At 61.9% G+C, this 16127-nt stretch carries 8 protein-coding genes and 1 pseudogene; 6 read left to right on the top strand and 3 right to left on the bottom strand.

Features of this window, described 5'->3' with window-relative positions; all coding sequences use genetic code 11:
• Nucleotides 1-178 precede the first annotated feature (178 nt).
• Nucleotides 179-4132 carry a trifunctional transcriptional regulator/proline dehydrogenase/L-glutamate gamma-semialdehyde dehydrogenase gene (gene putA / locus K3819_RS02235; protein ID WP_064592972.1) on the top strand — a complete coding sequence of 1318 codons (3954 nt, stop codon included), beginning with the start codon at nucleotides 179-181 and terminating at the stop codon, nucleotides 4130-4132.
• Between the two features lie 259 nt (nucleotides 4133-4391).
• Nucleotides 4392-6194 carry an acyl-CoA dehydrogenase gene (locus K3819_RS02230; protein ID WP_221398551.1) on the top strand — a complete coding sequence of 601 codons (1803 nt, stop codon included), beginning with the start codon at nucleotides 4392-4394 and terminating at the stop codon, nucleotides 6192-6194.
• Nucleotides 6195-6323: 129 nt separating this feature from the next.
• Here K3819_RS02230 and K3819_RS02225 read toward each other — a convergent pair whose 3' ends face one another.
• From K3819_RS02225 to K3819_RS02215, 3 genes are all read right to left on the bottom strand, one after another.
• Nucleotides 6324-8261 (bottom strand): methyl-accepting chemotaxis protein, encoded by a 1938-nt coding sequence (locus tag K3819_RS02225; RefSeq protein ID WP_221398550.1) that lies wholly within the window; start codon nucleotides 8259-8261, stop codon nucleotides 6324-6326.
• A 99-nt stretch (nucleotides 8262-8360) separates the two neighbouring features.
• Complete coding sequence (locus tag K3819_RS02220; protein WP_064592966.1) at nucleotides 8361-8663, bottom strand: cell division protein ZapA; 303 nt, start codon at nucleotides 8661-8663, stop codon at nucleotides 8361-8363.
• Entirely contained in the window at nucleotides 8660-8890 is a 231-nt protein-coding gene (locus K3819_RS02215; protein WP_064592964.1) for a hypothetical protein, read from the bottom strand. The genes K3819_RS02220 and K3819_RS02215 overlap by 4 nt, the downstream gene beginning before the upstream one ends.
• A gap of 171 nt (nucleotides 8891-9061) precedes the next feature.
• Here K3819_RS02215 and K3819_RS29620 point away from each other — a divergent pair.
• The 4 genes and pseudogenes from K3819_RS29620 to mscK form a co-directional block, all read left to right on the top strand.
• Nucleotides 9062-9892 (top strand): annotated as a pseudogene (locus tag K3819_RS29620) (MCP four helix bundle domain-containing protein); the annotation flags it as partial.
• 30 nt (nucleotides 9893-9922) lie between these two features.
• A complete protein-coding gene (locus tag K3819_RS29615; protein WP_371850982.1) occupies nucleotides 9923-10795 on the top strand; it encodes a methyl-accepting chemotaxis protein in 873 nt (290 codons plus the stop codon).
• 157 nt (nucleotides 10796-10952) lie between these two features.
• A complete protein-coding gene (locus tag K3819_RS02205) occupies nucleotides 10953-12695 on the top strand; it encodes a potassium/proton antiporter (RefSeq protein ID WP_085611111.1) in 1743 nt (580 codons plus the stop codon).
• Nucleotides 12696-12729: 34 nt separating this feature from the next.
• On the top strand, nucleotides 12730-16083 hold the full coding sequence (gene mscK / locus K3819_RS02200) for a mechanosensitive channel MscK (RefSeq protein WP_085611112.1): 3354 nt from the start codon (nucleotides 12730-12732) through the stop codon (nucleotides 16081-16083).
• Nucleotides 16084-16127: the final 44 nt, after the last annotated feature.

The following is a 16127-nucleotide window of genomic DNA, read 5'->3' as shown; positions in this document are numbered from 1 at the left end:
TTTTCTAGAAGCAAAAGCACCAAGCGAGAGCAGCACTTTCGTACCAGAAATTATTTCCTGACGAGCTGCAGAATATTCCGACAAAAAAGGGTTGCACCCGGTTGCACCTGTTTCGGCTCGCGGCTAATCTTGCCGCCAGCTGTTGTCGCGCAACTGCGGCACCTATGAGGATAAAAATATGGCTACCACCACCCTTGGGGTCAAACTTGACGACCCGACCCGCGAGCGCCTGAAGGCCGCCGCAACCTCGATTGATCGCACACCGCACTGGCTGATCAAGCAGGCAATTTTCAATTACCTGGAAAAACTCGAGGGTGGTGCAACCCTGACCGAGCTGAACGGTTTGTCCGCCAAGGACACCGACGACGCAGGTGAAGTCCACACCGATCACGCGCACCAATGCTTCCTCGAATTTGCTGAAAGCATCCTGCCGCAATCGGTGCTGCGCGCCTCGATCACCGCCGCTTACCGTCGCCCCGAGCCGGAAGTGGTGCCGATGCTGATCGAGCAGGCGCGCCTGCCGGCGCCGATGGCCGAAGCTACCAACAAACTCGCCGCAACCATCGCGGAAAAACTGCGTAACCAGAAGAGTGCCGGCGGTCGTGCAGGCATTGTTCAGGGCCTGTTGCAGGAATTTTCTCTGTCGTCTCAGGAAGGCGTGGCGCTGATGTGCCTGGCCGAAGCGCTGCTGCGGATCCCGGACAAAGGCACTCGCGATGCGCTGATCCGCGACAAGATCAGCACCGGCAACTGGCAGCCGCACTTGGGCAACAGCCCGTCGTTGTTCGTCAACGCCGCAACCTGGGGCCTGCTGTTGACCGGCAAACTGGTTTCCACTCACAACGAAGCCGGCCTGACTTCATCCCTGAGCCGCATCATCGGCAAGAGCGGCGAGCCGATGATCCGCAAGGGCGTCGACATGGCCATGCGCCTGATGGGCGAGCAGTTCGTCACCGGCGAAACCATCGCCGAAGCTCTGGCCAACGCGAGCAAGTTCGAAGCCAAGGGCTTCCGTTACTCCTACGACATGCTCGGTGAAGCGGCGCTGACCGAACACGACGCCCAGAAGTACCTGGCCTCGTACGAACAAGCCATTCACTCGATCGGCAAAGCGTCCCACGGCCGTGGGATTTATGAAGGCCCGGGCATCTCGATCAAACTGTCGGCCCTGCACCCGCGCTACAGCCGTGCCCAGTACGAGCGCGTGATGGACGAGCTGTACCCGCGCCTGCTGTCGCTGACCCTGCTGGCCAAGCAATACGACATCGGCCTGAACATCGACGCCGAAGAAGCCGACCGCCTGGAGCTGTCGCTGGATCTGCTCGAGCGCCTGTGCTTCGAGCCGCAACTGACCGGCTGGAACGGCATCGGTTTCGTCATCCAGGCCTACCAGAAGCGTTGCCCGTACGTGATCGACTACGTGATCGACCTGGCTCGCCGCAGCCGTCATCGCCTGATGATCCGCCTGGTGAAAGGCGCGTACTGGGACAGCGAAATCAAGCGCGCCCAGGTCGAAGGCCTGGAAGGCTATCCGGTCTACACCCGCAAGGTGTACACCGACGTTTCCTACATCGCCTGCGCGCGCAAACTGCTGTCGGTGCCGGAAGTCATCTACCCGCAGTTCGCCACGCACAACGCTCACACCCTGTCGGCGATTTATCACATTGCCGGTCAGAACTATTACCCGGGCCAGTACGAATTCCAGTGCCTGCACGGCATGGGCGAACCGTTGTACGAGCAGGTTGTAGGCAAAGTCTCCGAGGGCAAGCTGAACCGTCCATGCCGCGTGTACGCTCCGGTCGGCACCCACGAAACCCTGCTGGCGTACCTCGTACGTCGTCTGCTGGAAAACGGCGCCAACACCTCGTTCGTCAACCGCATCGCCGACCAGTCGATTTCGATCCAGGAACTGGTGGCCGATCCTGTTGCGCAGATCGAGCAGATGGCAACCGTGGAAGGTGGTTTCGGCCTGCCGCACCCGCGCATTCCGCTGCCGCGTGACCTGTATGGTTCCGAGCGCGCCAACTCCGCCGGCATCGACATGGCCAACGAACATCGTCTGGCCTCGCTGTCCTGCGCCCTGCTGGCCACTGCGCACAACAACTGGAAAGCCGCGCCGATGCTCGGCTGCGCCTCCAGCAACGAAGCGCCGGCACCGGTGCTGAACCCGTCCGATCTGCGTGACGTGGTCGGCCATGTGCAGGAAGCCACGGTCGAAGACGTCGACAACGCCATTCAATGCGCCCTGAACGCCGCACCGATCTGGCAGGCCACCCCGCCGGCCGAACGTGCCGCGATTCTGGAACGTGCCGCTGACTTGATGGAAGGCGAGATCCAGCCGCTGATGGGCCTGCTGGCCCGCGAAGCCGGCAAGACCTTCGCCAACGCCATCGCCGAAGTCCGCGAAGCGGTCGACTTCCTGCGTTATTACGCGGTGCAGGCACGCAACGATTTCAGCAACGACGCCCACCGCCCACTGGGCCCGGTGGTCTGCATCAGCCCGTGGAACTTCCCGCTGGCGATCTTCAGCGGTCAGGTTGCCGCCGCACTGGCCGCCGGTAACCCGGTGCTGGCCAAACCGGCCGAACAGACTCCGCTGGTCGCCGCACAAGCTGTGCGTCTGCTGCTCGAAGCCGGGATTCCGGAAGGCGTGCTGCAACTGCTGCCGGGTCGCGGTGAAACCGTCGGCGCCGGTCTGGTTGGCGATGAGCGCGTCAAAGGCGTGATGTTCACCGGCTCCACCGAAGTCGCCCGTCTGCTGCAACGCAACATCGCCGGTCGCCTCGACAACCAGGGCCGTCCGATTCCTCTGATCGCCGAAACCGGCGGCCAGAACGCGATGATCGTCGACTCTTCGGCACTGACCGAACAGGTGGTGATTGACGTGGTGTCGTCGGCCTTCGACAGCGCCGGTCAGCGTTGCTCGGCCCTGCGCGTTCTGTGCTTGCAGGAAGATTCCGCCGATCGCGTCATCGAAATGCTCAAGGGCGCGATGGCTGAAAGCCGTCTTGGCAACCCGGAGCGTCTGTCGGTAGACATCGGCCCGGTGATCGACGCCGAAGCCAAGGCCGGTATCGAGAAGCACATCCAGGGCATGCGCGACAAAGGTCGCAACGTGTACCAGGTGGCCATCGCCGATACCGAGGAAGTCAAACGCGGCACCTTCGTCATGCCGACCCTGATCGAACTGGAAAGCTTCGACGAGCTGCAACGCGAGATCTTCGGCCCGGTGCTGCACGTGGTGCGCTACAAGCGTAAAGAGATCGACCAGTTGATCGCCCAGATCAACGCCTCCGGTTACGGCCTGACCCTCGGCGTGCACACCCGCATCGACGAGACCATCGCCAAGGTGATCGACAACGTCAACGCCGGTAACGTCTACGTCAACCGCAACATCGTGGGTGCTGTGGTTGGCGTCCAGCCGTTCGGTGGCGAAGGCCTGTCGGGTACGGGTCCGAAAGCCGGTGGCCCGCTGTACCTGTACCGTCTGCTGTCGACGCGTCCTACGGATGCCATCGAACAGTCCTTCGCTCGCGGTGATGCTGCCGTGGCGCCGGACGTTCGTCTGCGCGACGCCATGAGCAAACCGCTGACCGCTCTGAAAGCCTGGGCCGACAGCAACAAGTTCGCCGATCTGAGCACCCTGTGCGTGCAGTACGCAGCCCAGTCGCAAAGCGGTATCACCCGCGTGCTGGCCGGCCCGACCGGCGAGAAGAACAGCTACGCCATCCTGCCACGCGAACACGTGCTGTGCCTGGCGGACATCGAAGGTGATCTGCTGACCCAGCTCGCTGCGGTACTGGCGGTGGGCGGTTCGGCGGTCTGGCCGGAATCCGACACCAGCAAGGCATTGTTCGCACGCCTGCCGAAGGAAATTCAGGCGCGGATCAAACTGGTTTCCGACTGGAACAAGGACGACGTGGTGTTCGATGCGGTTCTGCATCACGGCCATTCCGACCAGTTGCGTGCGGTCTGCCAGCAGATCGCCAAGCGTCCCGGCGCCATCGTCGGGGTTCAGGGCCTGTCCCAGGGCGAGACCAACATTGCGCTGGAGCGTCTGGTGATCGAGCGCGCGTTGAGCGTCAACACCGCGGCGGCGGGCGGTAACGCCAGCCTGATGACCATCGGCTAAACGGCTGTAACGCCAGGCGACCGCAATGGTCGCCTGGAATGTAATTCCCCTGTGGGAGCGGGCTTGCTCGCGAAAGCGGTAGATCATTCGATATTGATATCGACTGACACGACGCCTTCGCGAGCAAGCCCGCTCCCACATTTGTTTTGTGGAGTTTGTTAAGCCGCTGCTCGGCTCCAATATCACCGTTATCAATCTTCCTGTTCAGCCTTTATTCGCACGCCTAGACTCGGCCCATTCCAAAAAAAGGTAGGCCGCCATGTCCGAGACGTTGCTCAGTTCCCGCAATCTGGCTTTCGAGCTGTACGAAGTCCTCGATGCCGAGGGCCTGACCCGGCGCGAGCGGTTTGCCGAGCACAATCGCGAAACCTTCGATGCCGCCATCGGTACAGCGCGCAACATTGCCGAGAAATACTTCGCGCCGCACAACCGCAAGGGCGACGAGAACGAGCCGCGCTATGAGAACGGTCAGGCGATTCTGATTCCCGAAGTGAAACCGGCGGTGGACGCCTTCCTCGAAGCCGGATTCCTCAACGCGGCGCGCAGTTTCGACGCCGGCGGCATGCAACTTCCTACATTGTTGTCCCAGGCCTGCTTCGCCCACTTCCAATCGGCCAACGCGGCGTCGACTTCCTATCCGTTCCTGACCATGGGCGCGGCCAACCTGATCGAAAGCTTCGGCACCGAAGAGCAGAAGCAACGCTTCCTGCAACCGATGATCGACGGCCGCTTCTTCGGCACCATGGCCCTGACCGAGCCCCACGCCGGCTCGTCGCTGTCGGATATTCGTACCCGCGCCGAGCCTTCGTCCGACGGCACTCATCGCCTCAAGGGCAACAAGATCTTCATCTCCGGCGGTGATCACCCGCTCTCGGAAAATATCGTGCACATGGTGCTGGCCAAACTGCCGGACGCACCGGCCGGGGTGAAAGGCATTTCGCTGTTTATCGTGCCGAAGTTTCTGGTCAACGATGACGGCAGTTTGGGCAAACGTAATGACGTGTTGCTCGCCGGGCTGTTCCACAAGATGGGTTGGCGCGGCACCACGTCAACGGCGCTGAACTTCGGCGATAACGGCGAGTGCGTCGGTTATCTGGTGGGCAAGCCGCATCACGGCTTGAGCTACATGTTCCAGATGATGAACGAGGCGCGGATCGGCGTCGGCATGGGCGCGGTGATGCTCGGTTACGCCGGTTACCTGTATTCACTGGAATACGCCCGCGAACGCCCGCAAGGCCGAGTGCCGGACAGCAAGGATCCGACGACGGCGCCGGTGGCGATCATTCAGCACGCCGATGTCAGACGCATGCTGCTGACGCAGAAATCCTACGTCGAAGGTGCTTTCGATCTCGGTCTGTACGCGGCGCGGCTGTTCGATGACACCACTACGCTGGAAACCGAGGTCGAGCGCAAACAGGCCCATGAACTGCTGGATTTGCTGACACCGATCGTCAAATCCTGGCCCTCCGAGTTCTGCCTCAAGGCCAACGAACTGGCGATCCAGATTCTCGGCGGCCACGGTTACACCCGCGAGTACCCGGTGGAGCAGTACTACCGCGACAACCGCCTGAACCCGATCCACGAAGGCACCCACGGCATTCAGTCGCTGGACTTGCTGGGACGCAAACTGGCGCAGAACGGTGGTGCCGGGCTCAAGCAACTGATTCGCCTGATTGCCAACACCGCCGAGCGCGCAGTCGCGTACGAATCGTTGACCGCACTGCGTGAGCCGTTGGAGAAACTGGTCGCGCGCCTACAGACAGTGACCATCGGTCTGCTGACCGATCTGGCACAGGGCAAGGTCAACAGCAGCCTGGCGAATTCGGCGTTGTACCTGAAAGTGTTCGGGCACGCGGTGATTGGCTGGCGCTGGCTGGAACAGGCGATTCGCGCCGAGGAAGGGTTGGCCAAGGGAAATGCGGCGGATGCCGACTTCTATCAGGGCAAGTTGCAGGCGGCGCGGTATTTCCTGACGTGGGAAGTGCCGGGGTGCCAGCATGAGCTGGCGTTGCTGGAGGCGCGGGATGATACGTGTCTGGCAATGCAGGATGCGTGGTTCTGATCCGGATTATGTGTCGCTGCTGATGCCGTCTTCGCGGTCAAGTCGAATCGTCTCACCGCAGCTCCCACAGGGTTCTGCGGCACCTGTGGGAGCGGGCTTGCCCGCGAAAGGGCCGGAACTGGCGACACATCAGCTCAACTTGAACCCACCCATCTGCCGCGCCAGATCATCCGCCAACCGCTGCAGCATCTGACAATCCTCACGACAGGCGCGGACCTCCCCCGCCGTCGCCCGGGCCAGATCGGAAATGCCCTGTACGTTGCGGTTGATCTCCTCGGTCACCGCCGACTGTTCCTCGGTCGCCGTCGCCACCTGATGGTTCATGTCGCTGATGCGCTCGACCTGCCCGGTGATCGCAGTCAAAGACGCCCCGGTACGCTGGCTCGATTCGACTCCAGTCCCCGTCGCAGCCTGCCCGGTGCGCATCGATGACACCGCATTCTCCGCCCCCTGCTTGAGGCTGCCGATCATCTGCTGAATTTCGTCGGTAGACGCCTGAGTCCGGCGCGCCAGCGTGCGCACCTCGTCGGCCACCACCGCAAAACCACGCCCCATGTCCCCGGCCCGTGCCGCTTCAATCGCCGCGTTCAGCGCCAACAGATTGGTCTGCTCCGACACCCCGCGAATCACCGCCAGCACCTGATCAATCGACGCCACCTGATGCGCCAACTCACCCACCGCGCCGGCCGCGACGCCAATTTCATCGGACATGCTTTCTATATGGCGAATCGAACCGCCAACCACTTCCCGCGCCTGCATCGCTTCATCGCGGGCGGTTTGCGAGGCGAGCGCGGCGTTGCCGGCGTTCTGGGCGATCTCCTGCACGGTCAGGCCCATTTCGTGGACGGCAGTGGCGACCATGTCGGTCATTTCCTGCTGGCGACCGGAGCGTTCGGCGGTGTTATCCACAACCCTGGCCACCTGGCCGACCGCGACACGCAGGCGTTCACTGGTGGTCAGCACTTCGCCGATCATCCCGCGCTGGCTGTCGAGGAAACGGTTGAAGCCCCGGGCGAGGTCGCCCAGTTCATCGGCGCGGCTGGAATCTAACCGGTGAGTCAAATCTCCACCACCGCTACCGATTGCTACCAATGCAGCTGTTACCTGGCGAATCGGTCGCACCAACCCCTGGGCCAGCCAGATCACCAGCGCCAGGCAAACCAGCGCCACCACCAGGCCGATGCCGCTGCTCATCCACATCGCCCGGCGGGATTCGGCGTAGATCTGCGACTGTGGCACTTCGGCCACCAGGGTCCAGCCGAGGTCGCGCAAAGGCAGGCTGAAGGCGAGGAAATCTTCGCCGTCGCGCTGGAAGCTGCTGTTGCTCGCCACTTTATGGCCCATGACCGCTTGCGCTGCGAACTCGCCAATCTGCTCGCTCAAAGTGCGCTTGCCGCTGAACTGTGCCTCGGGATGGACCTGGATCAAGCCGTCGGAACGCACAAGATAGACCTTCCCACGCTCGCCGAAGCTGAAGTTGTGGATCAGCTCCGACAGCTCTTTCATGCTCAGACCAAGGCCCGCGACACCGACCACTTTGCCGGCCTGCTCCACCTTCAAATCGATGAACAGCGCCAGCTCTCCGGTCGCCCCGTCGTTGTCGATGTTCAGGGTTCGCGGCTGATTGCTGTCGAGGAAGGAGTAGAACCACGCATCGGCCGGTTTGTCGCGACTCAGGGTGCGATCCAGGCCTTTTTCGGTGATGTAGTGATTGGATTCGGTGCCGATGATCAGCGCGGTAAACGCCTTGTGTTCGGCGCGGATGCCTTCCAGATACTGCGCGAAGCCCGCCGTTTTGCCGGAGTCTTCACCATTGGCCAGCCAGTCGCGGACCATGGTGTTGCTGGCGATGTCCTTGGCGGCGGTGAGAGGTTGAACGAGGATTCGTTCGATGTCGTTGCGCGTCGCTTCGATGCTCGACGGCAGCGCCTGTTCGACCAGATAGCTCTGGGCGAGGCGGTTGACCACCAGGGTATAAATGCCAACCACGATCAGAATGCTGACCAGCAGGGCGGTGCCCATACCGAGGATCAGCTGCCATTGAATACTGCGACGCCAGAACTGCATGGAGCACCCCCAAAGAATAAGAGGCTGAAACACTGCAACAGCCGTGCCGATTGTATACAACGCAATCGACAATCTTATTCTTTGGTTGTGCGCAACCCATCAACCCTGATTGATGGTCTTGGCGATGGTCTCGACCGTGGCGCTGACTTGCTCTTGGTAACGCTCGAGTTCTTCCTGATGCTGCTTCTTCATTTCAATCTGCTGCGAGCACAGATTCATCGCCGCCAGCACCAGCAGGCGGTCGCCGATCAGGGTCGGGTATTTCTTCTTGGTGTCGGCCAGTGCGGCCTTGAGCATCAACGCAGCGTCCAGCAGGGTCTGTTCTTCCCCGGCCGGTGCCTTGATCGAATAGTCCTCCCCCATGATGGAGATGACTTTTACCCCTGCTGTGCCGTGGTTCATGCGCTGACAGGACCTGCGTTGACGCGATCAACCAGGGCCTGGATGCGCGCGGCGGTGGCGCCGTGCTTTTCTTCCTGTTCCATCAGGCTCAGTTGCAGGCTTTCGTTTTCATCCTTGGCCTGGGCCAGTTCCGTGGACAGGGTCTGGTTGGTTTGCGACAGGGTCTGGTTCTGTTGCACCAGGTCGCTGACGAGCTGTTCCAATTGGCTGAGGGATGCTTCCAACATTTTGATCTTCCAGGGCTTTTTCAAAGGGCGCGTACGATAAAGAAAAGTCGTCGTTGACGCCAGGGTTAAACCGGCGCAAGGCCTTGATTTTCCTGGCGGCCGACCGTTCTTGCGAGTGTTAGAGACTGTGATCTGCCGATCTGGTTCCTGCACTTCGTCGCCCGACGCCCCATGCGACAAATACGCACACCGCCTCAAGACTTTAGTCGTATGACCGATAAGTCACCCAACAGCAGTCTCAGCCCGCACGGATGCGGCCCTTCCCTGGTATCCGCCTCCATGTCCCTTCGCAATATGAACATCGCCCCCCGGGCGTTCACCGGTTTCGCCCTGATCGGCGGCCTGATGCTGATTCTCGGCGTGTTCGCCCTGAATCAGATGAGCAAGATCCGCGCAGCAGGCGAAGACATTGCCACCGCCAGCGTGCCTTCGATCAAGGCCCTCGACGAATTCACCCAGTTGACCCTGCGCCTGCGCGTGCTGTCGTATCGGTTGCTGATCAACCGAGAGCCAGACGTCCAGCAAAAAACCATCGAACTGTTCGATTTGCGCAACCGGCAGATCGCCGACGCGCAACGCGCCTACGAGCCGCTGATCGATGGCCCGCAAGAACGCGCGGCTTACGATCAGTACGTGCAGTTGCTGGCGCAGTACCGTCAGCTCGAAGACCGGATGAAGACTCTGTCGCGCAACAATCAGGTCGACGAATTGCGGCAGATGCTCAACACCGATTTGCTCGCCAATTCCGAAGCGGTGAATACCGCTCTCGCGCGTTTGCTGGAGATCAACACCCAACAGATCGCCGAGACCAATCAGGGCGCCACGGATCAGTATTCGATGTCGTTCAATCTGGTGGTGACCCTGTTGGTGATTGCCACCGGCCTGACCTTGCTGTTCGCCTGGCTGTTGACCAGCAGCATCACCAAGCCGATCGCCAAGGCGCTGGATGCAGCGGAAACCATCGCCGAGGGCAACCTGACCCAGCCAATCCACGTGGATGGCACCGACGAAGCCGGACGCCTGCTGGCGGCCATGGCCAAGATGCAGTCGAAGCTGCGCGACACCCTGCAACGGATTTCCGGCTCGGCCACGCAACTGGCCTCCGCCGCCGAAGAGCTGAACAGCGTCACCGACGAAAGCGCCCGTGGCCTGACCCAGCAGAACAACGAAATCGAGCAGGCCGCCACCGCCGTCAACGAGATGACCAGCGCCGTTGAGGAAGTAGCGCGCAACGCGGTCAGCACCTCGGAAGCCTCGAAGAACGCCACCACCTCCGCCGGCGACGGTCGTGATCTGGTGCAGGAAACCGTCAGCGCCATCGAACGCATGAGCGCCGACGTGCAGAGCACCGCGACCCTGATCGGCGATCTGGCCAACGAATCCCGCGACATCGGCAAGGTGCTGGACGTGATTCGCGGCCTGGCCGACCAGACCAACCTGCTGGCGCTCAACGCGGCAATTGAAGCGGCCCGTGCCGGTGAAGCGGGTCGTGGTTTTGCCGTGGTGGCTGATGAGGTCCGTGCCCTGGCCCACCGCACCCAGCAGTCGACCAGCGAAATCGAGCGCATGATCGGCAGCATCCAGAGCGGCACCGAACACGCCGTGGATTCGATGCGCAACAGCACCGAGCGCGCCGAGTCGACCCTGAACATTGCCCGTGGCGCCGGCCTGTCGCTGGACACCATCAACACGGCCATCGTCGAAATCAACGAGCGCAACCTGGTGATCGCCAGCGCCGCTGAAGAGCAGGCGCAAGTGGCGCGGGAAGTGGATCGCAACCTGGTGAACATCCGCGATCTGTCGGTGCAATCGGCGACCGGCGCGAATCAGACCAGTGCGGCGAGTAATGAGCTGTCGCGATTGGCGCTGGATCTGAACAATATGGTTGGGCGGTTCAGCCTCTAACCCTCTGCATTGATCGTTCCCACGCGGAGCGTGGGAACGATCTTGCGCAAAGCTGAAAAAGCTTTTTGACAGCATCACATTTCAACAGGTTAGAATCGCTGGCACGCAGACTGCATGGTCAGTTTGTGCCCGTCTTTCCGCTTCTGGAGTACTGCCTTTGAACGCGACGACCATCAACAGCCTGTTCTTGATCGGCGCGTTGCTGGTAGGCGCAAGTATTCTTGTCAGCTCCCTGTCTTCCCGTCTCGGCATCCCGATTCTGGTGATCATCCTCGCGGTCGGCATGGCTGCCGGGGTCGATGGCGGCGGGATCATTTTCGATAACTACCCGACGGCCTATCTGGTCGGCAACCTCGCGCTGGCAGTGATCCTGCTAGACGGCGGCTTGCGAACCCGGGTGTCCAGTTTCCGCGTGGCCCTGTGGCCGGCCTTGTCGCTGGCGACGGTCGGAGTTCTTATCACCACCGGCCTCACCGGCATGGCCGCCGCCTGGCTGTTCGACCTCAATCTGATTCAAGGCTTGCTGATCGGCGCCATCGTCGGCTCCACGGACGCCGCCGCGGTGTTCTCGTTGCTCGGTGGCAAGGGCCTGAACGAACGGGTGACCGCCAGCCTGGAAATCGAATCCGGCAGCAACGACCCGATGGCGGTGTTCCTCACCGTGACCCTGATCGACATGCTCGCCAGCGGCCAGACCGGCCTGCACTGGAGCCTGCTGACCCATCTGATCCGCGAATTCGGCATCGGTGGTGTGATCGGTCTGGGCGGTGGCTGGCTGATGCTGCAACTGGTCAACCGGATCAACCTCGCCACCGGCCTCTATCCGATTCTGGTGATCGCCGGCGGTCTGGTGGTGTTCGCCCTGACCAACGCCCTGCACGGCAGCGGCTTCCTCGCCGTGTACCTGTGCGGTCTGGTGATCGGCAACCGCCCGGTGCGCAGCCGTCACGGCATCCTGCACATGCTCGACGGCATGGCGTGGCTGGCGCAGATCGGCATGTTCCTGGTGCTGGGGCTGCTGGTCACGCCGCATGATCTGCTGCCGATCGCCCTGCCGGCGCTGGGTCTGGCGCTGTGGATGATTCTGTTCGCTCGGCCGCTGTCGGTGCTGGTCGGGCTGCTGCCGTTCAAGGCCTTCCACGGTCGCGAGAAAGCCTTCATTTCCTGGGTTGGCCTGCGTGGCGCGGTACCGATCATTCTGGCGGTGTTCCCGCTGATGGCCGGACTGCCGAATGCGCAGCTGTATTTCAACCTCGCCTTCTTTATCGTGCTGGTGTCGCTGCTGGTGCAGGGCACGAGCCTGCCGTGGGTGGCCAAGCTGCTGAAGGTGACCGTACCGCCGGAGCCGGCGCCGATCTCTCGCGCCGCCCTCGAAGTGCACGTCACCAGCGAGTGGGAACTGTTCGTTTACAAGCTCGGCGCGGAAAAATGGTGCATCGGTTCGCCCCTGCGCGAACTGAAAATGCCCGAAGGCACCCGTATCGCCGCCCTGTTTCGCGGCCAGCAACTGCTCCATCCGTCGGGTAGTACGGTGCTGGAAGTCGATGATTTGCTGTGTGTTATCGGCCATGAACACAACCTTCCGGCCCTCGGAAAACTGTTCAGCCAGGCGCCGCAACGCGGCCTCGATCTGCGCTTCTTCGGCGACTTCGTACTCGAAGGAGACGCCCAGCTCAAAGCGGTTGCCGCCCTGTACGGCCTGCCCGCCGAAGGCATCGATCCGGACATGACCCTGGGCCACTTCATTGCCCAGAAAGTCGGCGGTGCGCCAATCGTTGGCGACCAGGTGGAATGGAACAACACCCACTGGACGGTTGCGGTCATGGACGGGAACAAGATCGCCAAAGTGGGCGTCAGATTCCCCGAAGGAAGTCGCCCGGGCCCCGGGCTCTTCCTCTAAACTGCGTCCACTCTCACTTGCTTGACCGGTCTCTATGCCTACCCTGCGCTCCTTTTTCCTCGCGGCCCTGCTGGGCCTGAGTCTTTCCGTCGGCCCGCTGCAAGCCGCCGAACCACCGTCCAGCGACGCCGTGCAGGCCAGCCTGGACAAGCTCACCGACAGCAAACTGCCCGAGGCCGACAAGAAGGCCCTGCAGACGGTCCTGCAAAACACGCTGAACCAGCTCAACAACCGGCGTGACTACGAGCAGAAGCTGATTGACCTCAAGCAGCAGCTGGCCACTGCGCCGAAGCAGACCATCGAGAATTCGCGCGAACTGACCCGCCTCAAGGCCAGCGCAGTGGTACCGGTAGCGCAGCGCTTTCCCAAGGAAAACATCCAGCAGCTGGAGCAGATGCTCACCGAGCGCTCGACCCAGCAAAGCGATCTGCAGAAAGCCCTGGCCGACGCCAACAGCCTGATCATCACCGCCCAGACGCGTCCCGAGCGCGCCCAGGCCGAGATTTCCAGCAGCCAGACGCGCATCCAGCAGATCAACAACATCCTCAAGACCGGCAAGGACGCCGGCAAAACCGTCAGCGCCGAGCAGCGCGACCTGCTCAACGCCGAGCTGGCCGCCCTGAACGCGCTGATCCCGCTGCGCCGTCAGGAACTGGCCGGCAACAACCAGTTGCAGGATCTGGGCAACAGTCAGCATGACCTGCTCTCGGAAAAGTCCGACCGTCTGGATCGCGAGATCCAGGAACTGCAAACCCTGATCAACCAGAAACGTCTGACCCTGTCGCAGGAAACCGTGACGCAGCAGTCGATCGAGGCCCAAAAGTCCGGCAGCAGCGCCCTGCTCGCCACGGAAAGCGCGGCCAACCTCAAGCTCTCCGACTACCTGCTCAAAAGCACCGACCGTCTCAACGAACTCACCCAGCAGAACCTGCAGACCAAGCAGCAACTGGACAGCGTGACCCAGAGCGACTCGGCCCTCGACGAGCAGATCAACGTGCTCAAGGGCAGCCTGCTGCTGTCGAAGATTCTCTATAAGCAGAAGCAAGCGCTGCCGCGCCTCAAGGTCGACCGCGATCTGGCGGACCAGATCGCCGACATTCGCCTGTACCAGTTCGAAATCAACCAACAGCGCGAACAGCTGAGCAATCCGGCGACTTACGTCGACAACCTGCTGTCCACTCAGCCGCCGGAACAAGTCACACCGCAACTGCGCAAGAGCCTGCTGGAGCTGGCCAACACCCGCGTTGATCTGCTGGAACGGCTAAGCCGCGAACTGAGCGCGATGCTCAACGAATCGATCACCCTGCAACTGAACCAGAAACAACTGCTGAGCACCGCGCAAAGCCTGCGCGCGACCCTCGACGAGCAGATGTTCTGGATCCCGAGCAACAAGCCGCTGGACACCGAATGGATGCGCGGCGTGCCGGAGCGCCTGAAGCGTCAGGTCGACACCTTGCCGCTGGCCTCAAGCTTCAGCGAACTGACCGACGGCCTGACCCAGCGACCGCTGTTGTTCCTGCCGCTGGCGCTGCTGATCGGCGCGTTGCTGTGGCGGCGCAAGCAACTCTATTCGCGCCTGAACAAGGTTCATCAGGACATCGGCCACTTCAAACGTGACAGCCAGTGGCACACGCCGCAGGCGATCCTGATCAATATTCTGCTGGCGATGCCGGTGGCGCTGGGCCTGGCCCTGTGCGGGCTGGCGTTGCAGATCGACGCCCGTGGGCAGAACGCGAACATGGGCGCGGCGCTGCTGCAAATGGCCCAGGCGTGGCTGGTGTTCTACACCGCCTATCGGATCCTCGCGCCGGGCGGTGTGGCCGAGTTGCACTTCCGCTGGGAAAAGCCGCAGGTCGAATTCCTGCAAGGCTGGGTCCGTCGCCTCGGACTGGTGGTCATGGCATTGGTGGCCGTGGTGGCGGTTGCCGAACTGCAACCGGCGGCGCTGGCCGACGATGTACTGGGCATGCCGGTGGTGCTGACCTGCTATGCGCTGATGGCGTGGCTGCTCAGCCGCCTGTTGATCAGCAGCCCGACCCACGAAAACGCCTCGCTGTTTCGCAAGGCCGTGGGCGTGATGTTTACCCTGCTGCCCATCGCGCTGTTCGTCGCCGTGTGCTTCGGCTACTACTACACCGCGCTGAAGCTCAGCGACCGCTTGATCAACACTCTGTACCTGCTGATGTTCTGGTTGGTGATCGAAGCGACTTTCGTCCGAGGTCTGGCGGTCGCGGCACGCCGTCTGGCCTACCAGCGCGCCCTGGCCAAACGTCAGGCAGCGAAGGAAGCCGGCGACGGCGAAGCGGTGATCGAAGAGCCAACCCTGGACATCGAAAAGGTCAACGAACAGTCCCTGCGCCTGATCCGTCTGGCACTGCTCGGCGGCTTCATCGCCGCGCTGTACTGGGTCTGGGCCGACCTGATCACGGTGTTCTCGTACCTCGACAACATCACCCTCTACGAATACACCAGCGGCACCGGCGCCAACATGAGCATGGTGCCGATCAGCATCGGCGACATGCTCGGCGCGCTGATCATCATCGGCATCACCTTTGCCCTCGCCCGCAACTTGCCGGGCCTGCTTGAAGTGTTCGTACTGTCGAAACTCAATCTGGCCCAGGGCAGTGCCTACGCGACCACGACGCTGCTGTCGTACGTGATCGCCGGGGTCGGTTTCGTCTCGACCCTGTCGACCCTCGGCGTCAGCTGGGACAAGTTGCAATGGCTGGTGGCGGCGCTGTCGGTGGGCCTCGGTTTCGGCATGCAGGAGATCTTCGCGAACTTCATCTCCGGCATCATGATCCTGTTCGAACGCCCGGTGCGGATCGGCGACACCATCACCATCGGCAACCTGTCGGGCACGGTGAGCAAGATCCGCATCCGCGCCACGACCATCACCGACTTCGACCGCAAGGACATCATCGTCCCGAACAAGACGTTCATCACCGGGCAACTGATCAACTGGTCGCTGACCGACACCATCACCCGGGTGACCCTGAAACTGGGCGTCGATTACGGTTCGGATCTGGATCTGGTCAAGGAACTGCTGCTCAAGGCCGCCCGGGAAAACCCGCGCGTGCTCAAGGAACCCGAGCCGCATGTGTACTTCCTCAATTTCGGCGAAAGCACCCTCGACCACGAACTGCGCATGCATGTGCGTGATCTCGGCGACCGCAACCCGGTACTCGACGAGGTCAACCGCTTCATCAACCGTGAGTTCAAGAAGCAGCACATCAACATCTCGTTCCGCCAGATGGAGGTTTACCTGAAGAACCTTCACGGCCAGGAATACAAGATGGTGCCGATCGAGCCGGAAACCAAAACCATCGTGCCGGTCAGCGACGACCAGAAACCGTTGCAGGAACCGCCGCCGGCCAAACTCGACTAACCCGGCTAATCCCAGCAGAATGCTCGGACATTCTGCTGGAGCCG

It is taken from the genome of Pseudomonas sp. 3-2 (genome assembly GCF_019710535.1).
Classification (GTDB): domain Bacteria; phylum Pseudomonadota; class Gammaproteobacteria; order Pseudomonadales; family Pseudomonadaceae; genus Aquipseudomonas; species Aquipseudomonas pharyngis.
This window is presented reverse-complemented; position numbering and strand designations above follow the sequence as displayed.